Consider the following 25227-nt stretch of genomic DNA (forward strand, 5'->3'; position numbering starts at 1 on the left):
CGCAAAGGACTAATATATGTTTTGAGGGGTGAAAGAGTTGACAGGTCATTTAGTTCAGTATGGTCAACACCGTCAGCGCAGAAGTTTCGCACGGATCAGCGAAGTGCTCGATCTGCCGAATCTGATTGAAATCCAGACGGCATCTTATGAGTGGTTCTTGGAAGAAGGATTACGGGAGATGTTCCACGATATTTCCCCGATCCAAGATTTCACTGGAAACCTTTCGTTGGAATTCATCGATTACCAATTGGGCGAGCCCAAATATCCAGTCGATGAGTCAAAAGAGCGTGACGTCACTTATGCAGCACCATTGCGTGTGAAAGTTCGCTTGCACAACAAAGAGACGGAAGAAGTGAAAGAGCAAGACGTCTTTATGGGGGATTTCCCTCTCATGACAGAAAACGGAACATTTATCATTAACGGTGCGGAACGGGTCATCGTTTCCCAGCTCGTCCGTTCGCCGAGTGTTTATTATAATGATAAAACCGACAAAAACGGAAAACGAGGTTTTGGAGCAACAGTCATCCCGAACCGCGGCGCGTGGCTCGAATATGAAACGGATGCCAAAGATGTGGTACATGTACGGATCGACCGTACACGGAAGCTTCCGGTAACCGTTCTTCTCCGTGCACTCGGATTTTCTTCCGATCAGGAGATTATCGAGTTGCTTGGGGATAATGAATATCTTCGAAACACGCTTGAAAAAGATAATACCGAAGGATCCGAGAAAGCCTTGCTCGAAATTTACGAAAGGCTGCGTCCGGGTGAACCGCCTACTTTGGATAGTGCTAAAAACCTCTTGTTCTCCCGTTTCTTCGACCCAAAACGTTATGATTTGGCCAATGTCGGCCGTTATAAAATGAACAAAAAACTACATCTACAAAATCGCCTGTTCAATCAAACCATTGCTGAAACGCTGGTTGACCCGGAAACAGGAGAAATTGTAGTTGAAAAAGATTCGTTGCTGGATCGTCGTACTCTCGATCGACTCATTCCGTATTTGGAAAAAGGAATTGGAATCCAAGAGCTTTCGCATGCAGGCGGAATTTTGGACGAACCGATCACTATCCAGTCAGTGAAAATTTATGCACCGAAAAGCGAAGAAAAACAAGTGATCAATGTCATTTCAAATGCCAGCATCGATGAAGCGGTCAAACATGTCACTCCTGCGGACATCGTGGCGTCGATCAGCTACTTCTTCAACCTCCTTCATGGAGTGGGGAATACGGATGATATCGACCACCTCGGCAATCGCCGTCTTCGTTCAGTAGGCGAGCTCCTACAAAATCAATTCCGTATCGGTCTTTCCCGTATGGAACGGGTTGTTAAAGAGCGGATGTCAATCAACGACACGCAATCGATCGTTCCGCAGCAGTTGATCAATATTCGTCCGGTTATTGCGTCCATCAAGGAATTCTTCGGAAGCTCCCAACTGTCGCAATTCATGGACCAGACGAATCCACTTGCCGAATTGACGCATAAGCGTAGACTTTCCGCGCTCGGACCTGGTGGTTTGACACGGGAACGTGCAGGGATGGAAGTCCGTGACGTTCACTATTCCCACTACGGCCGGATGTGTCCGATCGAAACACCGGAGGGTCCGAACATCGGGCTTATCAACTCCCTTTCGACATTTGCGAAAGTGAATAAGTTTGGTTTTATTGAAACGCCGTACCGGAAAGTTGATCCGATTACAGGAAAGGTTACTGCGCAGATTGATTACTTGACTGCGGATGTGGAGGACAACTATGTAGTCGCGCAAGCGAATGCCTTGCTCGCTGAAGATGGTTCATTTGTCAATGAAGAGATCGTCGGGCGTTTCCAAGGGGATAATACGGTATTCAAACGCGAACAGATTGACTATATGGACGTCTCACCGAAGCAAGTCGTCTCCGCCGCGACTGCCTGTATTCCGTTCTTAGAGAACGATGACTCGAACCGTGCCCTCATGGGAGCGAACATGCAGCGGCAAGCCGTTCCTCTCTTGAATCCGGAAGCACCACTTGTCGGTACAGGAATGGAGCATGTTTCCGCACGTGATTCAGGTGCTGCTGTACTTTCCAAAGTCCACGGTATTGTGGAACATGTCGAAGCAAAAGAAATCCGTGTTCGACGGATTGAAACAGTGGATGATAAAGAAGTGAAAGGCGACCTTGTCACATATCGTCTCGAAAACTTTATCCGTTCCAACCAAGGAACTTGCTATAACCAACGTCCGATCGTCAGCGTCGGCGACCGGGTCAAGCCTTTGGATATCCTAGCTGATGGTCCTTCCATGGAACAAGGGGAACTTGCGCTTGGCCGCAACGTTCTGACTGCGTTCATGACATGGGACGGCTTCAACTATGAAGATGCGATCATCATTAGTGAACGTCTTGTCAAAGATGACGTCTTCACTTCTGTTCATATCGAAGAGTACGAATCCGAAGCACGTGATACGAAACTCGGGCCTGAGGAAATCACGCGCGATATTCCGAACGTCGGTGAGGATGCACTCCGCAACCTTGACGACCGTGGAATCATCCGCATTGGTGCGGAAGTCCGCGACGGCGATATCCTAGTCGGGAAAGTAACTCCTAAAGGGGTAACTGAATTGACTGCCGAAGAACGCCTTCTTCATGCTATATTCGGTGAAAAAGCACGTGAAGTCCGCGATACATCATTGCGCGTACCGCATGGTGCTGGCGGAATCGTCTTGGATGTCAAAGTGTTCAACCGGGAAGATGGCGACGAATTGCCACCAGGTGTGAACCAGCTCGTCCGCGCATATATCGTCCAAAAACGGAAAATTTCCGTTGGGGATAAGATGGCGGGACGCCACGGAAACAAAGGGGTTATTTCTCGAATCTTACCTGAATCGGATATGCCGTACTTACCGGATGGCACGCCGATCGATGTCATGCTTAACCCGCTTGGGGTACCATCGCGGATGAACATCGGACAGGTCTTGGAAATGCACCTTGGTATGGCAGCTCGTAACCTCGGCATCCATACTGCTTCCCCTGTATTTGACGGGGCGAATGAAGAAGATGTCTGGAACACGATGGAAGAAGCCGGCATGAACCGTGACGGTAAAACGATTCTCTATGACGGACGTTCTGGAGAAGCGTTTGATAACCGCGTTTCTGTCGGGGTCATGTATTTGATCAAACTCGCCCACATGGTTGATGATAAACTGCATGCTCGTTCTACAGGGCCTTACTCGCTGGTCACGCAGCAACCGCTCGGCGGGAAAGCGCAATTTGGCGGACAGCGTTTCGGGGAGATGGAAGTATGGGCGTTGGAGGCATATGGCGCCGCTTATACACTTCAGGAAATCCTGACAGTGAAATCGGACGATGTCGTTGGACGCGTAAAAACGTATGAAGCAATCGTCAAAGGAGAAAGCGTTCCACAACCGGGCGTTCCGGAGTCCTTTAAAGTTCTGATCAAAGAACTGCAAAGCTTGGGCTTGGACGTCAAAATGCTATCCCTTGACTTGGAAGAAATTGAGCTTCGCGACCATGATGAAGACGATGATATGCAGCCGACCGATGCGCTGAATCTTATCAAAGAAGACCAGCCAGTCTGATTTCCGGAATGATATGCAGTGCTAAGAAGGGGCCCTTTGGTGCTCCTTCTCAGTATCTGCAAAAGTCCGGATTTGATGTACACGGAAAAAGTAGGATGTAGCGATTGATTTAGGGAAAGCCAACTGCAGCGATAAGACTAGAGGGAGGTAGGCTCCTTGATAGATGTTAACAATTTTGAGTATATGAAAATCGGCCTCGCTTCACCGGACAAGATTCGTTCTTGGTCATATGGTGAAGTGAAAAAGCCTGAAACGATCAACTATCGGACATTGAAACCTGAAAAAGACGGTCTGTTCTGTGAACGTATTTTCGGACCTACAAAAGATTGGGAATGCCATTGCGGAAAATATAAACGAGTACGCTATAAAGGTGTGGTCTGTGATCGTTGCGGAGTGGAAGTGACACGTCAAAAAGTTCGTCGTGAACGTATGGGACATATCGAGCTTGCCGCACCGGTGACACATATTTGGTATTTCAAAGGAATTCCGAGCCGGATGGGTCTCATTCTGGATATGACTCCTCGCGCTTTGGAAGAAGTCATTTATTTCGCCTCGTACGTCGTGGTGGACCCGGCAGATACGCCGCTTGAAAGAAAGCAATTGCTTTCTGAAAAAGAATATCGCGTATATCGTGAAAAATACGGCACTAAATTCCAAGCATTGATGGGTGCGGAAGCGATTGAAAGGCTTCTCATGGCAATCGATTTGGAGAAAGAGATGGAAACACTCAAAGAAGAGCTTAAGACAGTCCAAGGCCAACGCCGCACGCGTGCGATCCGCCGCCTGGAAGTTGTCGAGTCGTTCCGAAACTCCGGAAATAAGCCGGAATGGATGGTTCTTGAAGTGCTTCCGGTCATTCCTCCCGAATTACGCCCAATGGTCCAACTTGACGGAGGACGATTTGCGACATCTGACTTGAACGATCTGTATCGTCGGGTTATCAACCGGAACAACCGTCTGAAACGTCTTCTTGATCTTGGGGCACCTGGCATCATTGTACAAAATGAAAAGCGGATGCTGCAGGAAGCCGTCGATGCCCTCGTCGACAATGGCCGTCGCGGTCGTCCGGTTACTGGTCCAGGAAACCGTCCATTGAAATCCCTCTCTCACATGTTGAAAGGGAAACAAGGCCGGTTCCGTCAAAACTTGCTAGGAAAACGGGTGGATTACTCCGGCCGTTCGGTTATCGTAGTTGGTCCGAATTTGAAAATGTACCAATGCGGTCTACCGAAAGAAATGGCAGTTGAGCTATTTAAGCCGTTCGTCATGAAAGAGCTCGTCGAACGTGGTTTGGCGCATAATATCAAAAGTGCAAAACGGAAAATCGAGCGACTTCATTCGGAAGTATGGGATGTGCTCGAAGACGTGATCAAGGAGCACCCGGTTCTCCTAAACCGTGCCCCGACACTTCACCGCCTAGGGATTCAGGCATTTGAGCCGATCTTGGTGGAAGGCCGTGCTATCACACTTCACCCGCTCGTATGTACGGCGTATAATGCCGACTTTGACGGTGACCAAATGGCCGTACACGTTCCGCTATCGGCTGAAGCCCAAGCGGAAGCGAGACTTCTCATGCTCGCAGCACAAAACATCTTGAATCCGAAAGACGGAAAACCGGTCGTTACACCGTCCCAAGACATGGTATTAGGAAACTATTACCTCACTTTGGAACGCGAAGGTGCGACAGGCGAAGGAACTGTTTTCCGTGATGCGAATGAGGCGCTGATCGCCTACCAGAACGGTCACGTCCATCTACATTCCCGGATTGCGATCCAAGCAGGTTCATTGAATAATCCGACATTTACGGAAGAGCAAAATCGTCAACTTCTTCTTACGACAGTCGGAAAAATCATTTTCAACGAAATCTTGCCGGAATCATTCCCTTATATCAATGAACCGACGGATTTCAACTTGCAAATTGAAACACCGGAGAAATATTTCATTCCGGGAACTGTGGATCCGAAAGAGCATTTAAAAGAAATGGAAGTTGTTTCGCCGTTCAAGAAGAAAATTTTGGGGAATATCATCGCGGAAATCTTCAAACGTTTCCACATTACGGAAACGTCCCGAATGCTGGACCGGATGAAAGACCTCGGATTCAAATATTCTACTCGTGCCGGTATTACGATCGGTATTTCCGATATCGTTGTCTTGCCTAACAAAGATGAAATTTTGCAAGAAGCACAGGATAAAGTGGACAAAGTCATGCAGCAGTTCCGCCGTGGTTTGATCACGGAAGAAGAGCGATATGACCGCGTCATCTCGTATTGGAGCCATGCCAAGGATATTATCCAGGATAAGTTGATGGACTCCCTTGAACATACGAATCCGATCTACATGATGAGCGACTCTGGTGCCCGGGGTAACGCATCCAACTTTACGCAGCTCGCGGGTATGCGGGGATTGATGGCGAACCCGGCTGGACGGATTATCGAACTTCCAATCAAATCATCATTCCGTGAAGGGTTGACAGTACTCGAGTACTTCATCTCGACACACGGGGCACGTAAAGGTCTTGCGGATACGGCGCTTAAGACAGCCGACTCCGGTTACTTGACACGACGCCTTGTTGACGTAGCGCAAGATGTCATTGTCCGTGAAGATGATTGCGGTACGGACCGTGGTTTGGAAGTCGGAGCCTTGACAGAAGGTACGGAAATCATCGAGGGTCTCGAAGAGCGTATCGAAGGCCGCCATACGAAGAAAACGATCTACCATCCGGAAACGGGCGAAGTGATCCTTGCGAAAGACGCGTTGATCACTGCGGATGTTGCCCGTGCCATTATGGACGCTGGCCTCGAAACGGTGACAATCCGTTCTGCGTTCACTTGTAATACGAAGCACGGCGTATGTAAGAAGTGTTACGGCATCAACCTCGCAACAGGCGAGAACGTCGAAGTGGGAGAGGCAGTCGGAATCATTGCCGCCCAATCGATCGGTGAGCCGGGTACACAGCTTACGATGCGTACGTTCCATACGGGTGGAGTTGCAGGGGACGATATCACACAAGGTCTTCCGCGTATCCAGGAGATTTTCGAAGCGCGTAATCCGAAAGGGCAAGCGGTCATTTCGGAAATCAAAGGGGAAATTGTCGATATCGATGAAATCCGGGAAGGCCAGAAAGAAATTACGATCCAAGGCGACGTGGAGACACGTAAATACTTGGCGCCTTACAATGCCCGCTTGAAAGTGCAAGTCGGCGATACGATTGACCGGGGTGAAGTCATTACGGAAGGTTCGATCGATCCGAAAGAATTGATCGTCGTCAAAGACGTTGCCACTGTCCAAGAGTATTTACTGAAAGAAGTTCAAAAGGTATATCGTATGCAAGGGGTTGAAATCGGCGATAAGCACGTCGAAGTGATGGTTCGCCAAATGCTTCGTAAAGTTCGTGTCATCGAAGCGGGCGACACGGATCTATTGCCGGGGTCACTACTCGATATCCATCAATTTGCAGATGCGAATGCGGAAGTGCTGGTAGCAGGGAAAGTTCCTGCGACTTGCCGTCCTGTCATTCTCGGTATTACCAAAGCTTCACTCGAAACAGAATCCTTCCTATCGGCAGCATCCTTCCAAGAAACGACGCGTGTCTTGACAGATGCAGCCATCAAAGGAAAAACCGACGAATTGCTCGGTTTGAAAGAGAATGTCATTATCGGGAAACTGGTGCCGGCTGGTACGGGAATGCAGCGCTATCGTCATATCGAAATGGTGCATGACGAAGAGAACGCAGCCGAAAAAGTGGCAGCAGAGTAAGTTCTTAATTGAATAAACGGGGGGGGCTAAAAAAAATCCCCCCGTCTTTTCCTTTATGTGTTGACAGTTTTAACTTCAGGTGATAATATACAAAAGGTTGATAGTTACATGTCTGTGCTTTGGAGGATATGCTCATGTCTTATGAAAAAGTCGAACAGGCAAAAAAGACAATCATCGGTACAAAGCAAACAGTAAAAGCAATACGCGCCGGCAAGGTGACGGAAGTCATCATTGCGAAGGATGCTGAAGTTCGAATTGTTTCTCCTGTACTGGAAGAGGCGCAACTTCATGGCATACCCGTACACTATGTGGATTCGAAGGAAAAGCTTGGAAACGCATGTGGCATACAAGTCGGAGCAGCCGTCATCGCGATTACTGTATAATGGTTTTTGTGTGATTCACACAAAGACTTTGTTTTTACCCAAAAAATGAACCACCTGGATGTGTGGTCTTACAAAATCAAGTTCGAAAGGAGGAAAAACCGATGCCTACAATTAATCAATTGGTCCGTAAACCACGTAAATCTAAAGTGGCAGGATCCAAATCACCAGCGCTCGGAAAATCTTACAACAGCTTTAAAAAGTCAATGACCAACGTAAACTCTCCACAAAAACGGGGTGTTTGTACACGTGTTGGTACAATGACACCGAAGAAACCGAACTCGGCTCTTCGTAAATATGCGCGTGTACGTTTGACGAACTCGTTGGAAGTCAACGCATATATCCCGGGTGAAGGACACAACCTGCAAGAGCACAGCGTTGTACTAATCCGCGGCGGTCGTGTAAAAGACTTACCGGGTGTTCGTTACCACGTTGTTCGTGGAGCGCTTGACACAGCTGGAGTTACAGGTCGTATGCAAAGCCGTTCTATGTACGGTGCGAAAAAACCAAAAGAAAAGAAATAATTATCCTAAATTGATCATCTCGAAAGGAGGAAAACAACATGCCTCGTAAAGGTCCTGTTGCAAAACGTGACGTACTTCCGGATCCAATTTATAATTCGAAACTCGTCTCACGTCTCATCAACAAAATGATGGTTGACGGTAAAAAAGGTACATCCCAAAAAATCCTCTATGGTGCGTTCGAACTTATTAGAGAACGTTCCGGAAAGGAACCAATCGAAGTATTTGAAGCAGCGCTTAACAACGTTATGCCTGTACTTGAAGTCCGCGCACGCCGTGTAGGTGGAGCGAACTATCAGGTTCCGGTTGAAGTTCGTCCGGACCGCCGTACAACTCTCGGCCTTCGCTACCTTGTGAACTATTCCCGCTCACGCGGTGAAAAAACGATGGAAGAACGTCTTGCGAATGAAATCCTAGATGCTTCCAACAACACAGGTGCTTCCGTAAAACGCCGTGAAGAAATGCACAAAATGGCGGAAGCGAACAAAGCATTCGCTCACTACCGCTGGTAAGATCGGATCGTTCAATTTAACAGTCCTTTCCGTAAGGGCTGCTGAATTGAACATCCATTTTTACATTCAGCGTAACACTTATAGTTGAAGTGAGTGACTTTTGCACTTGTCGCTTCGCTTTCGGTATAAATCTATTTACTGAATGAAGTGAATACTCTAATCCGAATCGGAAGGAGATATACAAAATGGCTAGAGAGTTCTCCTTAGAGAATACTCGTAACATTGGTATCATGGCTCACATCGACGCTGGTAAGACAACGACGACTGAGCGGATCCTTTATTACACTGGTAAAATCCACAAAATCGGGGAAACGCACGAAGGTGCTTCTCAAATGGACTGGATGGAGCAAGAGCAAGAACGTGGAATCACGATCACGTCTGCGGCGACTACTGCACAATGGAAAGGTCACCGCATCAACATTATCGATACTCCGGGACACGTAGACTTCACAGTTGAAGTTGAACGTTCTCTACGTGTACTTGATGGTGCGGTAACTGTACTTGATGCTCAGTCAGGCGTTGAGCCTCAAACTGAAACAGTTTGGCGCCAAGCGACTACATACGGTGTACCACGTATCGTATTCGTCAACAAAATGGACAAAACGGGTGCAGACTTCGTATATGCTGTAAAAACACTTCATGACCGCTTACAAGCAAACGCACATCCAATTCAGCTACCAATCGGTGCAGAAGATAACTTCCGCGGAATTATCGACTTAATCGAAATGAAAGCTACTTTCTATGGTAACGACCAAGGAACGGATATTAGCGTTGAAGATATTCCTGCTGACATGGTTGAAATGGCAGAGGAATACCGTGAGAAACTAATCGAAGCAGTTGTTGATTTCGATGAAGATCTTATGGAAAAATATCTTGGTGGAGAAGAAGTAACGACCGAAGAAATTAAATCAGCTATCCGTAAAGCGACATTAGCTGTTGAGTTCTTCCCGGTAGTTTGTGGTACAGCGTTCAAAAACAAAGGGGTTCAACTTGTTCTTGACGCAACACTAGACTATCTACCAGCACCAACGGACGTAGAAGCAATGCAAGGTATCAATCCTGACACGGACGAAGAAGAAACACGTCCATCCAGCGATGATGCGCCATTCTCTGCACTAGCGTTCAAAGTTATGACGGATCCATTCGTAGGTAAACTTACATTCTTCCGTGTGTATTCCGGTGTTCTACAATCCGGTTCATACGTGAAAAACTCATCGAAAGGGAAGCGTGAACGTGTAGGACGTATTCTACAAATGCACGCGAACTCTCGTGAAGAAATCGCAGAAGTACATGCTGGTGAAATCGCAGCTGCGGTTGGTTTGAAAGATACAGGTACTGGTGACACTCTATGTGACGAAAAAGCACCTATTATCCTTGAATCAATGGAATTCCCAGAGCCGGTTATTTCTGTTGCAATCGAGCCGAAAACAAAAGCTGACCAAGATAAAATGGGAACAGCTCTTGCTAAGCTCCAAGAGGAAGACCCGACATTCCGCGCACATACGGACCAAGAAACAGGAGAAGTTATCATCGCTGGTATGGGTGAGCTTCACCTTGATATCATCGTTGACCGCCTAAGACGTGAGTTCAAAGTTGATGCAAACGTCGGAGCTCCACAAGTTTCCTACCGTGAGACATTCCGTGCTTCTGCTGAAGTCGAAGGGAAGTTCGTTCGCCAATCTGGTGGACGTGGTCAATTCGGTCACGTTTGGATCGAGTTCTCTCCAAACGAAGAAGGAAAAGGTTTCGAGTTCGAAAACGCAATCGTTGGTGGGGTTGTACCGCGTGAATATATCCCGGCAGTTGAAGCAGGTCTTCGTGATTCCCTCGACAATGGGGTTATCGCAGGTTACCCACTAATCGATATCAAAGCACGTCTATTCGACGGTTCTTACCACGATGTAGACTCCAACGAGATGGCGTTCAAAATTGCCGCTTCCATGGCATTGAAAAACGCTGTATCGAAAGTCAACCCAGTTCTTCTTGAGCCAATGATGAAAGTAGAAGTCATCATTCCAGAAGAGTATATGGGCGACATTATGGGTGACATCACGTCCCGTCGTGGACGCGTAGAAGGAATGGAAGCTCGCGGTAACGCACAAGTTGTACGTGCTATGGTACCGTTGGCTGAAATGTTCGGTTATGCAACTTCCCTTCGTTCCAATACACAAGGCCGCGGAGTATTCTCCATGGTATTTGATCACTACGAAGAAGTGCCGAAATCCATTTCGGAAGAAGTCATCAAGAAAAATAAAGGTCAGTAATTAGAACTCGTTCTTGTTTCCGACCATGAATACTTGTAAGATATGGGTAGTTGGTGGAGCCTCATGCTCTACCGGCGCCCGTAGCTATAGAAATACTACAAAACTTTTATATTTTAAGGAGGATTTCCAAAATGGGAAAAGAAAAATTCGACCGCTCCAAGGAGCACGCTAACGTTGGTACAATCGGTCACGTTGACCATGGTAAAACAACTCTAACTGCTGCAATCGCAACAGTTCTTTCGAAAAAAATGGGTGGAGAAGCGAAATCATACGCGGACGTTGATAACGCGCCAGAAGAAAAAGAGCGTGGAATCACAATCAATACTTCACACATCGAGTACGAAACTGATAAACGTCACTATGCACACGTTGACTGCCCAGGTCACGCTGACTACGTTAAAAACATGATCACAGGTGCTGCTCAAATGGACGGCGGTATCCTAGTTGTATCTGCTGCTGACGGCCCAATGCCACAAACTCGTGAGCACATCCTGCTTTCACGTCAAGTAGGTGTTCCTTACCTAGTCGTATTCATGAACAAATGTGACATGGTAGACGACGAAGAACTTCTTGAGCTAGTTGAGATGGAAATTCGTGACCTTCTATCTGAATATGATTTCCCTGGCGATGACATCCCAGTTATCAAAGGTTCTGCTCTTAAAGCTCTTGAAGGTGAGCCAGAGTGGGAAGAGAAAATCGTTGAATTGATGAACGCAGTTGACGAGTATATCCCAACACCACCACGTGACACTGAGAAGCCGTTCATGATGCCAGTTGAGGACGTATTCTCAATCACAGGCCGTGGTACAGTTGCAACAGGCCGTGTTGAGCGTGGACAAGTTAAAGTCGGCGACGTTGTTGACATCGTCGGTATCGTTGAAGAAGCAAAATCTACAACTGTTACAGGTGTAGAGATGTTCCGTAAACTTCTTGACTATGCAGAAGCTGGTGACAACATTGGAGCACTTCTTCGTGGAGTATCCCGTGACGACATCCAACGTGGACAAGTTCTTGCGAAACCAGGTACAATCGTACCGCACACGAAGTTCACTTCTGAAGTATACGTTCTTTCAAAAGAAGAGGGTGGACGTCACACTCCATTCTTCTCGAACTACCGTCCGCAGTTCTACTTCCGTACAACTGACGTGACTGGTGTTATCGAACTTCCAGAAGGCGTAGAAATGGTTATGCCTGGAGATAACATTGAAATGACAGTAGAATTGATCGCTCCAATCGCTCTTGAAGAAGGTACGAAGTTCTCTATCCGTGAGGGTGGACGTACTGTAGGCGCTGGCGTTGTAGCAACTATCAAAGCTTAATTATTACATTCGCGCGAATGAAAACCCGCCCCTGTGGCGGGTTTTTTAATGTGAAAGGTAGGATGAATGGCATTCGCTTATAACTCCGAAGAACCGCTCATATTTTTCGTGGCGCGCTCATAACTTCTGTCACACGCTCATAAGTCTAGAGAACCGCTCATATTCCGTAGGAACCGCTTATACCTTTCATGAAGCGCCTATAACTACTCAGCATCGCTTATACTTCACACAGAGCACCCATATACCCCAGCACCCAGTCCATCTTCACAGTCATCCTAGCCATTCGCCTATTAAAATGTTCGGACATTTAGTTGTACACTTGCTTTACAGGCACTAGGAGTTTATAATAATAAAGTCTGAAAAAGAATTTCGCCAAAAGGCTTGCGGGATTCTCTTTCTTTATGTATAATGTTGAATGTTGGTCTTTGACTGCGATGAAGCGGGAGGTTGCCGACACACCCGGCCGCTTTGCCATGGCAAGTGTGTGGGAAATTTCCGTGGAGAATGTCTAGAAAATAGGCGAGAGGGAGGGAAAATAATGGCAAAACAAAAGATTCGTATTCGTTTGAAAGCATATGATCACGGTATTCTTGATCAGTCAGCTGAAAAGATTGTAGAAACTGCAAAACGCTCGGGTGCTAGTGTGTCGGGTCCGATTCCACTACCAACTGAAAGATCAGTTTACACAATTCTTCGTGCGGTACATAAGTACAAAGATTCGCGCGAACAGTTCGAAATGCGTACACACAAACGTCTAATCGATATTGTTAAACCGACACCACAAACGGTTGATGCGTTGATGAAACTCGATCTACCATCCGGCGTTGACATTGAAATCAAACTCTAATTGATAAAAAAATATTATTCACATTAATTCAGGAGGTGTGACAAATGACCAAAGGAATCTTAGGAAGAAAAGTCGGCATGACGCAAATTTTTGCTGAAAACGGCGACTTGATCCCAGTAACTGTTATCGAAGCTGCTCCAAACGTAGTTCTTCAAAAGAAAACTGCTGAAACGGACGGTTACGAAGCAATCCAACTAGGATTTGATGATAAACGTGAAAAGCTTGCAAACAAACCTGAAAAAGGACACGTTGCAAAAGCTGAAACGGCACCTAAGCGCTTCATTCGCGAATTCCGCGGATTAGACGTAAATGGGTACGAAGTTGGTCAGGAAGTCAAAGTCGATACATTCGCTGAAGGCGATATCGTCGACATTACAGGTACATCAAAAGGTAAAGGATTCCAAGGTGTTGTAAAACGCCACGGATATTCACAAGGCCCAATGAGCCACGGCTCACGTTTCCACCGTGCACCAGGTTCAATCGGATCGGTTGACGCACAACGTGTATTCAAAGGGACATTGCTTCCAGGACGCATGGGCGGAGACACTGTAACAATTCAAAACTTAGAGATTGTACGAGTTGACGCTGAGCGTAACTTGTTACTTGTAAAAGGAAATATTCCAGGAGCGCGCAAATCACTTATTCAAGTAAGAAGCGCAATCAAAGGGAACTAATCATTAAAGGAAGGAGGAAATAGGAATGCCTAAAGTATCCGTACTTAGCCAGACAGGATCTTCAGTCGGCGAAATCGAACTAAATGAAGCTGTATTTGGAATCGAGCCGAACGAAGCTGTCTTATTTGAAACATTGGTTCAACAACGCGCAGCATTGCGCCAAGGGAATCATAAAGTAAAAACACGCGCGGAAGTCGCTGGCGGTGGTCGTAAACCATGGCGTCAAAAAGGAACAGGACGTGCTCGTCAAGGTTCCATCCGTTCACCACAATGGCGCGGAGGCGGTATCGTATTTGGTCCGACACCACGCAGCTACAGCTACAAAATGCCGAAAAAAGTCCGCAGATTGGCTCTTCTTTCTGCTCTTTCTACAAAAGTGCGTGAAGAGAACCTAATCGTTCTAGAAGGACTTGCATTCGATGCACCAAAAACAAAAGAATTCCTTAAAGTTCTATCCGCTCTTTCGATCGAAAAGAAAGCTTTGATCGTCACTGCCGACCCAGATGAAACTGTGGCATTGTCCGCACGTAATATTCCAGGAGTCAGCGTCGTCACAGCGAACGGCATTAACGTTCTTGATCTTATTGCACATGACAAGCTTGTCATGACGAAAGCAGCAGTCCAAAAAGTAGAGGAGGTGCTTGGTTAATGGAAGCACGTGATGTATTGAAACGTCCGGTCATTACCGAGCGTTCTTCTGAACAAATGGAACTTAGAAAATACACTTTCGAAGTAGACACGCGCGCAAACAAAACACATGTGAAGCAAGCTGTCGAAGAAATCTTCGGAGTGGAAGTTGAAAAAGTCAACGTTCAGAACTATAAAGGCAAGTTCAAACGTATGGGTCGTCACGCAGGCTACACGAACAAGCGCCGTAAAGCGATTGTTACCCTGACTGCAGACTCGAAAGACATCGAACTATTTGAAATCTGATTGAAAACACAATAGCTAGTCAATTATACGAAGGAGGGAACACCAATGGCGATTAAGAAATACAAACCTACCTCCAACGGACGTCGTAACATGACTTCTTCGGACTACTCCGCAATCACAACGGATAAGCCGGAAAAATCATTGCTTGCACCGATTACACGGAAAGGCGGCCGTAACAACACAGGTAGGACTACTGTTCGTCACCAAGGTGGCGGCCACAAGCGCCAATACCGGATCATCGATTTCCAACGTCGGAAAGATGGCATTCCAGGACGCGTTGCTACAATCGAATACGATCCAAACCGTTCAGCGAACATCGCTCTAATCAATTATGCAGATGGGGAAAAACGTTACATCCTTGCACCAAAAGGATTGCAAGTCGGCATGACAGTCATGTCTGGACCGGATGCAGATATCCGCGTGGGTAACGCACTTCCTCTTGAAAACATTCCAATGGGTTCAACAATCCATAACATCGAGTTGAAACCAGGAAAAGGCGGCCAATTGGTACGTTCTGCTGGTACTTCAGCACAATTACTTGGACGTGAAGGCAAATACGTCATCATCCGTCTACAATCTGGAGAAGTTCGTATGATCCTTTCTACTTGCCGTGCAACAATCGGTCAAGTCGGAAACGAACAACACGAATTGATCAACATCGGTAAAGCAGGACGCTCCCGCTGGTTGGGCAAACGCCCGGCAGTACGTGGATCTGTCATGAACCCGAACGATCACCCGCACGGTGGTGGGGAAGGCCGTACTCCAATCGGTCGCACAAGCCCAGTTACACCTTGGGGTAAACCGACTATCGGTTTCAAAACGCGTAAGAAAAACAACAAATCCGACAAACTTATTGTTCGTCGTCGTAAAAAATAATGTGGATGCACTGCGGTTCAATGATTGGACCGTAGTACAAACACGGAGGGAGGTTCCGACATGGGCCGCAGCTTGAAAAAAGGACCTTTTGTTGACGATCACCTAATGAAAAAGGTGGAAGCGCAAAAGGATTCAGAGAAAAAACAGGTAATCAAAACTTGGTCTCGCCGTTCAACAATCTTCCCGTCGTTCATCGGAATGACGATTGCTGTCTACGACGGTCGTAAGCACGTACCTGTATACGTGACTGAAGATATGGTTGGTCACAAATTAGGTGAATTCGCACCAACGCGCACATACAAAGGACATGGCGCCGACGATAAGAAAACAAGACGTTAATTGAGAGGAGGTTATTCCGATGCAACAAGCAAAAGCTACTGCCCGCACAGTCCGTATTGCTCCTCGCAAAGTCCGTATGGTCGTTGATCTTATCCGGGGCAAAAAAGTCGGTGAAGCTGTCGCGATTCTACGCCTGACGCCAAAAGCGGCATCTCCAGTTGTAGAAAAGGTATTGAATTCAGCTCTAGCAAACGCTGAACACAACTATGAAATGGATGTCGAAAACCTAGTAGTTAGCGAAGTTTTCGTTGACGAAGGTCCGACAATGAAACGTTTCCGTCCACGTGCACAAGGTCGTGCAAGTGCGATCAACAAACGTACGAGCCACATCACTGTAGTGGTATCAGAAAAGAAGGAGGGATAATTCGTGGGTCAAAAAGTACATCCTAACGGGTTACGGGTTGGTATCATCCGTGACTGGGAGTCGAAATGGTACGCAGAAAAAGACTATGCGACTCTTTTACACGAAGACTTGAAAATCCGTGATTTTATCGAAAAACGTCTTGTAGACGCTTCTGTTTCTAAAGTGGAAATTGAGCGTGCTGCAAAACGCGTTAATATTACAATTCACACTGCGAAGCCAGGTATGGTAATCGGAAAAGGTGGCTCCGAAGTCGAAGCACTTCGTAAAAGCCTGAACGATTTGACTGGCAAGCGTGTACACATCAATATTATCGAAATCAAACGTGCTGACCTTGACGCGAAATTGGTTGCAGAATCAATCGCACGTCAATTGGAAAGCCGTGTATCATTCCGCCGAGCACAGAAACAAGCGATTCAACGTACAATCCGCTCTGGCGCTAAAGGAATCAAAACACAAGTATCCGGACGTCTTGGCGGTGCTGACATCGCACGTGCGGAACACTACAGCGAAGGTACTGTCCCGCTCCATACACTTCGTGCTGATATCGACTATGCGCATGCAGAAGCCGACACGACGTACGGTAAACTCGGTGTCAAAGTATGGATCTACCGTGGAGAAGTCCTTCCAGTGAAGAAGAACTCTGAGGAAGGAGGCAAATAATATGTTAATGCCTAAACGCGTTAAATATCGTCGTGTATTCCGTGGTAAAATGCGCGGAACTACAAAAGGCGGAGCAACTGTTCAGTTTGGTGAGTACGGTCTACAGGCAACGGAATCTTCTTGGATTACCAACCGTCAAATCGAATCTGCACGTATCGCCATGACACGTTACATGAAACGTGGCGGTAAAGTATGGATCAACATTTTCCCGCACAAACCATATACGAAAAAGCCTCTTGAAGTCCGGATGGGTTCCGGTAAAGGTGCTGTTGAAGGATGGGTAGCGGTTGTAAAACCTGGCCGTGTTATGTTTGAAATCGCAGGTGTCTCAGAAGAAGTTGCACGTGAAGCACTTCGCCTGGCATCTCACAAACTTCCTGTCAAAAGTAAGTTTGTAAAACGTGAAGAAATTGGTGGTGAATCTAATGAAAGCTAAAGAAATCCGTGACTTAACAACTGCAGAGATTGAGCAAAAAGTGAAATCACTGAAAGAAGAGCTTTTCAACCTTCGCTTCCAATTAGCGACAGGACAATTAGAAAACACTGCACGCATCCGGGAAGTTCGCAAATCCATTGCGCGCATGAAAACCGTAATACGTCAAAGAGAAATCAGTGCAAATAACTGATGAAGGAGGTTGCAGCCATGACTGAGCGTAACCAGCGCAAAGTATATACAGGCCGTGTCGTATCCGACAAAATGGATAAAACAGTTACTGTAATGGTCGAAACGCAAAAGAAGCACTCTTTATACGGCAAGCGTGTAAAGTATTCTAAAAAGTTCAAGGCCCATGATGAATTGAACGAAGCGAAAATCGGAGATGTCGTCCGCATTATGGAAACTCGTCCATTATCAGCGACAAAACGTTTCCGTGTAACGGAAATCGTTGAGAAAGCGATCATCATCTAAATAACGTTCGGACAGTAAATCCGAGAGGAGGGTACCTCAATGATCCAACAGGAAAGTCGTATGAAAGTTGCCGACAACTCAGGCGCCCGTGAAGTTCTCACAATTAAAGTACTAGGCGGAACAGGCCGTAAAGTCGCTAACATCGGTGATGTCGTCGTATGTACAGTGAAGAAGGCTACACCAGGCGGCGTTGTCAAGAAAGGCGACATCGTAAAAGCAGTAATCGTTCGCACAAAAAGCGGAGTTCGTCGTAAAGACGGTTCCTACATCACGTTTGACGAAAACGCATGTGTTATCATCCGTGACGACAAGAGCCCGCGTGGAACACGTATTTTCGGACCAGTTGCTCGTGAACTACGAGACAGCAACTTCATGAAAATCATTTCACTCGCTCCAGAAGTTCTTTAATCCACATGATAGTGCCAATCAAGGAGGTGCGACAGAATGCATGTTAAAAAAGGTGATAAAGTAATGGTCATCACTGGTAAGGACAAAGGCAAAACTGGTGTGATCCTTGCTGCTTTCCCTAAAATGGACCGTGTGCTTGTAGAAGGTGTCAACATCGTCAAGAAACATACGAAACCCAACCAAGAAAATCCTCAAGGTGGAATTATGAGCCAAGAGGCAGCGATCCATGTATCGAACGTCATGGTTATCGATCCGAAAACAGGCGAGCCAAGTCGGGTAGGATACAAATTCGAAAATGGCAAAAAAGTTCGTGTTGCTAAAAAATCCGGTGAACCACTAGATAAATAAGCAGCAGATGAAAGGAGGTCCAATAGATGAGCCGTTTAAAAGAAAAGTTCAAAAGCGAAGTCACACCTGCTCTTATGAGCAAGTTTGAATATACATCAGTAATGCAAGTACCAAAAGTGGACAAAATCGTCATTAACATGGGTGTTGGTGATGCGGTCCAAAACACAAAAGCACTTGATGCGGCAGTGGAAGATTTAACAATCATCTCCGGTCAAAAACCGGTCATCACAAAAGCGAAGAAATCGATCGCTGGATTCCGTCTCCGTGAAGGAATGCCGATCGGAGCAAAAGTTACACTACGCGGTGAGCGTATGTATGAGTTCCTCGATAAGCTAATCTCGATTTCACTACCGCGTGTACGTGACTTCCGTGGTGTTTCCAAGAAAGCATTCGATGGTCGCGGAAACTACACATTAGGTGTAAAAGAACAACTAATTTTCCCTGAAATCGACTACGATAAAGTTTCTAAAATACGCGGTATGGATATCGTCATCGTTACGACTGCAAACTCCGACGAAGAAGCTCGTGAGCTATTGACGCAGTTCGGCATGCCGTTCCAAAAGTAAACTAAGAGGGAGGCGAAAACGTGGCTAAAAAATCAATGATCGCTAAACAAAAACGTACGCCAAAGTTCAAAGTGCAAGAGTACACACGCTGTGAGCGTTGTGGCCGTCCGCACTCGGTCTACCGTAAATTTAAACTTTGCCGTATTTGTTTCCGTGAACTAGCATACAAGGGACAAATTCCGGGCGTTAAAAAAGCCAGCTGGTAATCCCCTAATTTGGGAAGGAGGTAAATGAAATGACAATGAGTGATCCGATCGCAGATATGCTTACACGCATTCGTAACGCGAACATGGTTCGTCACGAGAAGCTTGAAGTACCTGCTTCAAACATGAAAAAAGAAATCGCAGAAATCTTGAAACGTGAAGGTTTCGTCCGCGACGTGGAATACGTGGAAGATAGCAAACAAGGTATCATCCGCATTTTCCTTAAATATGGTCAAAACAACGAGCGTGTCATCACTGGTCTAAAACGTATCTCAAAACCAGGTCTTCGCGTATACGCAAAATCTAACGAAGTACCAAAAGTTTTGAACGGCTTAGGCATCGCCCTCGTTTCCACATCAAATGGCGTGTTGACTGACAAAGAAGCACGCGCTAAACAAGTAGGCGGAGAAGTAGTAGCTTACGTCTGGTAATCCGCAACAAATGAATGGAGGTGCAATGGAATGTCCCGTATTGGTAAAAAGCCGATCGAGGTCCCTGAAGGCGTGACAGTTACTATCGCTGATAATAACTTCATCACTGTTAAAGGGCCGAAAGGCGAACTAACAAACACATTTAATCCGGATATTAAAATCGAGCAGGAAGGCAACGTAATCACGTTGACACGCCCTTCTGAATCCAAGGAACACCGTTCTATCCATGGAACAACACGTTCACTTCTCGATAATATGGTGACTGGTGTATCTAAAGGTTTCGAACGTTCATTGGAATTGATTGGGGTTGGATACCGTGCTCAGCTTCAAGGGAAGAAACTTGTCTTGAACGTCGGTTTCTCACATCCTGTTGAGTTCACACCAGAAGAAGGAGTCGAAGTAGAAGTTCCTTCTAACACAAAAGTTATCGTTCGCGGTATCAATAAAGAACGCGTTGGTGCACTAGCATCGAATATCCGACAAGTACGTCCACCAGAGCCGTATAAAGGCAAAGGGATTCGCTACGAAGGCGAACAAGTACGTCGTAAAGAAGGTAAAACAGGTAAATAATGCCGCTTAAAGGCATCCGGAAGGAGTGACCACGATGATTACGAAACAAGACAAAAACGTTGTGCGTAAAAAACGTCATAGCCGTGTCCGTACGAAAATCAGCGGAACTGCAGCTCGTCCACGTTTGAACGTTTTCCGTTCGAACAAGCACATCTATGCGCAATTGATCGATGATATCAACTCCGTGACAATTGCAAGTGCTTCAACGATGGATAAAGAATTTGCAGCAGATGCAAAAGCTGACACTGCAGCAGCAGCCAAAGTGGGCGAAATGATCGCGAAAAAAGCTGCAGAAAAGGACGTAAAAACGGTTGTTTTCGACCGTGGCGGATACTTATTTCACGGCCGTGTAAAAGCTCTCGCGGACGCAGCTCGTGAAAACGGTCTGGAATTTTAATTAAGAAGGAGGGACATATTTCATGCGTCGTAATGAACAAAACAAAAGTGAATTCGAAGAGCGCGTAGTTACGATTAACCGTGTAGCTAAAGTTGTGAAAGGTGGACGTCGTTTCCGCTTCACTGCTCTCGTCGTTGTCGGAGATAAAAACGGACGTGTCGGTTTCGGTACTGGGAAAGCACAAGAAGTTCCAGATGCAATCCGTAAAGCAATCGAAGACGCGAAAAAGAATTTGGTTGTCGTACCGATGGTCAAGGGAACTACGCCACACGAAGTGATCGGTCGCTTTGGTGCAGGACAAATCCTCATCAAACCAGCTGCACCGGGTACTGGAGTTATCGCTGGTGGACCTGTCCGTGCGGTACTTGAGCTTGCAGGTATCACAGATATCCTTTCCAAATCCCTCGGTTCTAGCACACCGATCAACATGGTCCGTGCAACTGTAGCGGGTTTGAAAGATCTAAAACGCGCTGAGGATGTTGCCAAACTACGCGGTAAATCTGTAGAAGAACTGCTAGGTTAAGGGGGGAAACACAATGGCGAACAAACTTGAAATCACCCTTAAAAAAAGCGTGATCGGCTCTAAGCCGGCACAACGCAAAACTGTAGAAGCACTTGGACTACGCAAACTGAACCAAACAGTTGAACACGAAGACAATGTCGCAATCCGTGGCATGATCAGCAGAGTGGAACACTTGGTCTCAGTTAAAGAACAATAATTCCTATTTTGAAATAAGGAGGTGCCAAAAAAGATGAAATTACACGATATGAAACCAGCCGAAGGCGCTCGCAGAAAACGCAAACGTGTTGGACGCGGAACAGGGTCAGGTCACGGTAAAACATCTGGTCGCGGTCATGACGGTCAAAACTCACGTTCCGGCGGTGGCGTGCGTTTAGGATTCGAAGGTGGACAAATTCCACTATTCCAACGTCTTCCGAAACGTGGATTCACCAACATCAATCGCAAAGAGTATGCGATCGTCAATCTAGATACATTGAATCGCTTTGACGAAGGTGCAGAAGTGACTCCAGAACTATTGATTGAGTCAGGCATCGTGAGCAACGCCAAATCTGGAATTAAGATTCTTGGAAACGGAACTCTTGAGAAAAAGATCACTGTCAAAGCTCACAAATTCTCCGCTTCTGCAAAAGAAGCCATTGAGAAAGCGGGCGGGCAAACCGAGGTGGTTTAATGTTTCAGACGATCTCCAACTTTATGCGTGTTAGAGATATCCGATCTAAAATCATTTTCACACTGCTTATGCTCATCGTTTTTAGACTAGGGACATTCATTCCCGTTCCAAACGTTGATGCAACTGCTTTACAACAAGAAACCAATCAATTCATCGGGTTATTGAATACATTTGGCGGGGGCGCTTTAGCGCAATTCTCCATTTTTGCAATGGGAATCATGCCATACATTACGGCATCCATCATTGTGCAGTTATTACAAATGGATGTTGTGCCGAAATTTACTGAATGGGCGAAGCAAGGGGATGTCGGAAGACGGAAGCTTGCACAGTTCACACGGTATTTCACGATAATCCTTGCGTTTATCCAAGCGATTGCCATGTCTTTCGGTTTCAACCGGATGTATGACGGCAAGCTGATCATAAGCGAAGGTGTTTCGACATATGTGGTTATCGCGATCGTATTGACGGCAGGAACTGCATTCCTTCTTTGGTTAGGCGAGCAAATTACGGCGAAAGGTGTCGGAAATGGGATTTCCATCATCATCTTTGCTGGTATTGTGTCGGCTCTCCCGAATGCAGTCAACCAACTTTACGCAACTCAAATCCAGGATGCGGGCGATGCGCTGTTCATCAAACTAGCGATAATGCTTCTTTTGCTCCTCGTGATTATAGCGGTAATTGTCGGAGTCATTTACGTACAAGAAGCTTTGCGTAAAATTCCGATCCAATATGCGAAGCGTGTCACTGGACGTAGCCAAACAACGGCTGGTCAACAGACACATTTACCATTGAAATTAAATGCTGCAGGGGTCATTCCCGTGATCTTTGCTGTGGCGTTTTTCATAACACCACAATCGATTGCTGCATTCTTTGAACCGAACAATGTGACATCGTTCATCATGAATACGTTCAACTACGAGAGACCGTTAGGATTGGTCTTCTATGTCGCATTGATCCTCGCGTTCACGTATTTCTATGCGTTCATCCAGGTGAACCCGGAAAACATTGCAGATAATCTGAAAAAACAGGGCGCTTATATCCCGGGCATCCGTCCAGGAAAGAACACACAAGACTACTTGACTAGCACGCTCTACCGACTCACATTTGTCGGCGCGATCTTCCTGGCAACTGTAGCTGTCATGCCGATTTTCTTCATCAAGTTTGCAAACCTCCCATCTGCCATGCAAATCGGTGGAACGAGCTTGCTCATCGTTGTCGGGGTTGCTCTGGAAACGATGAAGCAATTGGAATCGCAACTGGTGAAACGGCATTACAAAGGATTTATTAAATAAAGTCCACTGGGAGGTTCCTTCCCGTGGCATGAAGGAGGGCAAGGCGTATGAATATCGTATTAATGGGTCTGCCTGGAGCCGGTAAAGGTACACAGGCGGACGGTATTGTCGAAAAGTACGGAATCCCTCATATTTCTACAGGCGATATGTTCCGTGCTGCTATCCAAGAAGGCACGGAACTTGGAGTCAAAGCGAAGTCGTTCATGGATCAGGGAGCTCTTGTGCCTGATGAAGTGACTATCGGAATTGTACGTGAACGATTAAGCAAATCCGATTGCGATCAAGGTTTTCTGCTCGACGGGTTCCCGCGAACAGTACCTCAAGCGGAAGCGCTCGATGGACTGCTTGCTGATATGGAACGCAAGATTGAGCATGTTCTCAACATTCAAGTAGAGAAAGATGAATTGGTCGCAAGGCTGACAGGTCGTCGTATCTGCAAAGTGTGCGGTACTTCTTATCATTTACAATTCAATCCTCCAAAGGTTGAAGGAAAATGTGATAAAGATGGTGGCGAACTCTATCAGCGTGCGGATGACAATCCGGAAACTGTTACGAACCGTCTGGAAGTAAATATGAATCAGACGGCACCGCTTCTGGCTTATTATGAAGCTAAAGGTGTGCTGTCGAACATCGATGGGCAACAGGACATCAAGGACGTTTTCAATGATCTGGACGCAGTATTGAACAAAGCGAGCGTTCAGTGATCCTTTCCGGGCACAGAGTGTTATATGCAGGTTTTCACTGTGTTAGCTGCACGGAAGGGACATTACAACGAGCTGCAAAAGCATATGGTGCCCGGTATAGGAACTGGTCGGAGTTCAGTGGGTATGCCGTTCTGGAGCACACCGAATGCATTTTCCTGCATGTGCATGTATAATGTGTTTTGTGGAAAGAACTGTATAACACAATGAAAAACTCATCCATGGCCACTTGGTCATCCGTCATTGAAGCCGATGCGGATCCCATCATGTGGGCCAGGAGCGGCCAGCGGGAAACGAAATGTGACAGACGTCTTTCGAACATCACTCATGCAATCCGGACATATGTTGAGTTACGCTGAAAAGCGACCGAGGCCGCTCGATGGTGAGAACCTTTATTGGATATAGAAGGGAGACAGGATTGATGGCGAAAGACGATGTAATTGAAGTTGAAGGAACCGTAGTCGAAACGTTGCCTAATGCGATGTTCAAAGTGGAGCTGGAAAACGGCCACACGATTCTTGCGCATGTATCCGGTAAGATTCGTATGCACTTTATCCGCATCCTGCCTGGCGACAAAGTGACAATGGAACTTTCGCCTTACGATTTGACACGTGGTCGTATCACATACCGTTTCAAGTAAACTTTTGCACTCCGGACTATTGAAGGAGGTTGGGTAAGATGAAAGTAAGGCCATCTGTAAAACCGATCTGTGAGAAATGTAAAATCATTCGCAGACGCGGCCGAGTCATGGTAATCTGTGAAAATCCAAAACATAAACAACGACAAGGTTAATTCAAAGGGAGGTGCACAATCTATATGGCACGTATTGCTGGAGTAGACGTTCCGCGCGATAAGCGCGTTGTCATTTCATTGACTTACATTTTCGGTATTGGGAAAACAACTGCACAAAAAGTGTTAGCGGGAGCCGGCGTTTCGGAAGAAACTCGCGTTCGTGATTTGACTGATGCAGAACTTGATAAAATTCGTGAACAGATCGACAGCCTGAAAGTGGAAGGGGATCTTCGTCGTGAAACTTCCCTTAACATCAAACGTTTGATGGAAATCGGTAGCTTCCGTGGAATCCGTCACCGTCGCGGTTTGCCGGTTCGCGGACAAAACACGAAAAACAATGCACGTACACGTAAAGGTCCAAAACGGACAGTTGCTAACAAGAAAAAATAATAAGTAAAGGAGG

General features: G+C 46.5%; 33 protein-coding genes. All 33 read left to right on the top strand.

Annotated features, from left to right (window positions below):
- Positions 1-37 precede the first annotated feature (37 nt).
- Positions 38-3571, top strand: coding sequence for a DNA-directed RNA polymerase subunit beta (gene rpoB, locus AB1K83_RS10750; protein ID WP_413058198.1), 3534 nt, complete (start codon positions 38-40; stop codon positions 3569-3571).
- 156 nt (positions 3572-3727) lie between these two features.
- Positions 3728-7327 carry a DNA-directed RNA polymerase subunit beta' gene (gene rpoC, locus AB1K83_RS10755; RefSeq protein ID WP_413058199.1) on the top strand — a complete coding sequence of 1200 codons (3600 nt, stop codon included), beginning with the start codon at positions 3728-3730 and terminating at the stop codon, positions 7325-7327.
- A 134-nt stretch (positions 7328-7461) separates the two neighbouring features.
- Positions 7462-7710, top strand: a complete 249-nt coding sequence (locus tag AB1K83_RS10760; protein WP_413058200.1) for a 50S ribosomal protein L7ae-like protein — start codon at positions 7462-7464, stop codon at positions 7708-7710.
- Positions 7711-7811: 101 nt separating this feature from the next.
- Complete coding sequence (rpsL, locus tag AB1K83_RS10765) at positions 7812-8231, top strand: 30S ribosomal protein S12 (protein WP_413058201.1); 420 nt, start codon at positions 7812-7814, stop codon at positions 8229-8231.
- A gap of 38 nt (positions 8232-8269) precedes the next feature.
- Positions 8270-8740: a 30S ribosomal protein S7 gene (gene rpsG / locus AB1K83_RS10770; protein ID WP_413058202.1), complete on the top strand. Its 471-nt coding sequence runs from the start codon at positions 8270-8272 to the stop codon at positions 8738-8740.
- A gap of 185 nt (positions 8741-8925) precedes the next feature.
- On the top strand, positions 8926-11004 hold the full coding sequence (gene fusA / locus AB1K83_RS10775) for an elongation factor G (RefSeq protein WP_413058203.1): 2079 nt from the start codon (positions 8926-8928) through the stop codon (positions 11002-11004).
- A gap of 131 nt (positions 11005-11135) precedes the next feature.
- Positions 11136-12323, top strand: a complete 1188-nt coding sequence (gene tuf, locus AB1K83_RS10780; RefSeq protein ID WP_413058204.1) for an elongation factor Tu — start codon at positions 11136-11138, stop codon at positions 12321-12323.
- Between the two features lie 538 nt (positions 12324-12861).
- Positions 12862-13170 carry a 30S ribosomal protein S10 gene (gene rpsJ, locus AB1K83_RS10785; RefSeq protein ID WP_041072006.1) on the top strand — a complete coding sequence of 103 codons (309 nt, stop codon included), beginning with the start codon at positions 12862-12864 and terminating at the stop codon, positions 13168-13170.
- Positions 13171-13214: 44 nt separating this feature from the next.
- Positions 13215-13844, top strand: coding sequence for a 50S ribosomal protein L3 (gene rplC / locus AB1K83_RS10790; RefSeq protein ID WP_413058205.1), 630 nt, complete (start codon positions 13215-13217; stop codon positions 13842-13844).
- 25 nt (positions 13845-13869) lie between these two features.
- Complete coding sequence (gene rplD / locus AB1K83_RS10795) at positions 13870-14493, top strand: 50S ribosomal protein L4 (protein WP_413058206.1); 624 nt, start codon at positions 13870-13872, stop codon at positions 14491-14493.
- The gene (gene rplW / locus AB1K83_RS10800) at positions 14493-14777 is read left to right on the top strand and encodes a 50S ribosomal protein L23 (RefSeq protein WP_413058207.1); all 285 of its coding nucleotides are present in this window, start codon (positions 14493-14495) and stop codon (positions 14775-14777) included. Before rplD ends, rplW begins: the two co-directional genes overlap by 1 nt.
- Positions 14778-14822: 45 nt before the next feature.
- Positions 14823-15653: a 50S ribosomal protein L2 gene (gene rplB, locus AB1K83_RS10805; RefSeq protein ID WP_413058208.1), complete on the top strand. Its 831-nt coding sequence runs from the start codon at positions 14823-14825 to the stop codon at positions 15651-15653.
- A 60-nt stretch (positions 15654-15713) separates the two neighbouring features.
- Entirely contained in the window at positions 15714-15992 is a 279-nt protein-coding gene (gene rpsS, locus AB1K83_RS10810; RefSeq protein ID WP_041071995.1) for a 30S ribosomal protein S19, read from the top strand.
- 19 nt (positions 15993-16011) lie between these two features.
- Positions 16012-16356: a 50S ribosomal protein L22 gene (gene rplV / locus AB1K83_RS10815; protein ID WP_413058209.1), complete on the top strand. Its 345-nt coding sequence runs from the start codon at positions 16012-16014 to the stop codon at positions 16354-16356.
- 3 nt (positions 16357-16359) lie between these two features.
- Positions 16360-17016 carry a 30S ribosomal protein S3 gene (gene rpsC, locus AB1K83_RS10820; RefSeq protein ID WP_413058210.1) on the top strand — a complete coding sequence of 219 codons (657 nt, stop codon included), beginning with the start codon at positions 16360-16362 and terminating at the stop codon, positions 17014-17016.
- Position 17017: 1 nt separating this feature from the next.
- Positions 17018-17452 (top strand): 50S ribosomal protein L16, encoded by a 435-nt coding sequence (gene rplP / locus AB1K83_RS10825; RefSeq protein ID WP_413058211.1) that lies wholly within the window; start codon positions 17018-17020, stop codon positions 17450-17452.
- Positions 17442-17642 carry a 50S ribosomal protein L29 gene (rpmC, locus tag AB1K83_RS10830; protein ID WP_009499049.1) on the top strand — a complete coding sequence of 67 codons (201 nt, stop codon included), beginning with the start codon at positions 17442-17444 and terminating at the stop codon, positions 17640-17642. Before rplP ends, rpmC begins: the two co-directional genes overlap by 11 nt.
- Positions 17643-17659: 17 nt before the next feature.
- A complete protein-coding gene (gene rpsQ, locus AB1K83_RS10835) occupies positions 17660-17923 on the top strand; it encodes a 30S ribosomal protein S17 (RefSeq protein ID WP_413058212.1) in 264 nt (87 codons plus the stop codon).
- Positions 17924-17962: 39 nt separating this feature from the next.
- Positions 17963-18331: a 50S ribosomal protein L14 gene (rplN, locus tag AB1K83_RS10840; protein ID WP_413058213.1), complete on the top strand. Its 369-nt coding sequence runs from the start codon at positions 17963-17965 to the stop codon at positions 18329-18331.
- Between the two features lie 36 nt (positions 18332-18367).
- Positions 18368-18679: a 50S ribosomal protein L24 gene (rplX, locus tag AB1K83_RS10845; RefSeq protein ID WP_413058214.1), complete on the top strand. Its 312-nt coding sequence runs from the start codon at positions 18368-18370 to the stop codon at positions 18677-18679.
- 26 nt (positions 18680-18705) lie between these two features.
- Positions 18706-19245 (top strand): 50S ribosomal protein L5, encoded by a 540-nt coding sequence (rplE, locus tag AB1K83_RS10850; RefSeq protein ID WP_413058215.1) that lies wholly within the window; start codon positions 18706-18708, stop codon positions 19243-19245.
- A gap of 20 nt (positions 19246-19265) precedes the next feature.
- A complete protein-coding gene (gene rpsN / locus AB1K83_RS10855; RefSeq protein ID WP_001085700.1) occupies positions 19266-19451 on the top strand; it encodes a 30S ribosomal protein S14 in 186 nt (61 codons plus the stop codon).
- 29 nt (positions 19452-19480) lie between these two features.
- Positions 19481-19879: a 30S ribosomal protein S8 gene (gene rpsH, locus AB1K83_RS10860; RefSeq protein WP_191693418.1), complete on the top strand. Its 399-nt coding sequence runs from the start codon at positions 19481-19483 to the stop codon at positions 19877-19879.
- Positions 19880-19909: 30 nt separating this feature from the next.
- The gene (rplF, locus tag AB1K83_RS10865; RefSeq protein WP_413058216.1) at positions 19910-20449 is read left to right on the top strand and encodes a 50S ribosomal protein L6; all 540 of its coding nucleotides are present in this window, start codon (positions 19910-19912) and stop codon (positions 20447-20449) included.
- A gap of 34 nt (positions 20450-20483) precedes the next feature.
- Entirely contained in the window at positions 20484-20846 is a 363-nt protein-coding gene (gene rplR / locus AB1K83_RS10870; RefSeq protein ID WP_413058217.1) for a 50S ribosomal protein L18, read from the top strand.
- Between the two features lie 22 nt (positions 20847-20868).
- Positions 20869-21369, top strand: coding sequence for a 30S ribosomal protein S5 (rpsE, locus tag AB1K83_RS10875; RefSeq protein ID WP_413058218.1), 501 nt, complete (start codon positions 20869-20871; stop codon positions 21367-21369).
- Positions 21370-21382: 13 nt separating this feature from the next.
- Positions 21383-21565, top strand: coding sequence for a 50S ribosomal protein L30 (gene rpmD, locus AB1K83_RS10880; protein WP_413058219.1), 183 nt, complete (start codon positions 21383-21385; stop codon positions 21563-21565).
- A 33-nt stretch (positions 21566-21598) separates the two neighbouring features.
- On the top strand, positions 21599-22039 hold the full coding sequence (rplO, locus tag AB1K83_RS10885) for a 50S ribosomal protein L15 (protein WP_413058220.1): 441 nt from the start codon (positions 21599-21601) through the stop codon (positions 22037-22039).
- On the top strand, positions 22039-23331 hold the full coding sequence (gene secY / locus AB1K83_RS10890) for a preprotein translocase subunit SecY (RefSeq protein ID WP_413058221.1): 1293 nt from the start codon (positions 22039-22041) through the stop codon (positions 23329-23331). Before rplO ends, secY begins: the two co-directional genes overlap by 1 nt.
- 47 nt (positions 23332-23378) lie before the next feature.
- Positions 23379-24035, top strand: coding sequence for an adenylate kinase (locus AB1K83_RS10895; RefSeq protein ID WP_413058222.1), 657 nt, complete (start codon positions 23379-23381; stop codon positions 24033-24035).
- Between the two features lie 418 nt (positions 24036-24453).
- Positions 24454-24672, top strand: coding sequence for a translation initiation factor IF-1 (gene infA / locus AB1K83_RS10900; protein ID WP_060203457.1), 219 nt, complete (start codon positions 24454-24456; stop codon positions 24670-24672).
- A 38-nt stretch (positions 24673-24710) separates the two neighbouring features.
- Entirely contained in the window at positions 24711-24824 is a 114-nt protein-coding gene (rpmJ, locus tag AB1K83_RS10905; RefSeq protein WP_084212378.1) for a 50S ribosomal protein L36, read from the top strand.
- 24 nt (positions 24825-24848) lie between these two features.
- The gene (gene rpsM / locus AB1K83_RS10910) at positions 24849-25214 is read left to right on the top strand and encodes a 30S ribosomal protein S13 (protein WP_060203459.1); all 366 of its coding nucleotides are present in this window, start codon (positions 24849-24851) and stop codon (positions 25212-25214) included.
- Positions 25215-25227 lie beyond the last annotated feature (13 nt).

Origin of the sequence: Sporosarcina sp. 179-K 3D1 HS (genome assembly GCF_047228905.1) — a bacterium.
Lineage (GTDB): Bacteria > Bacillota > Bacilli > Bacillales_A > Planococcaceae > Sporosarcina.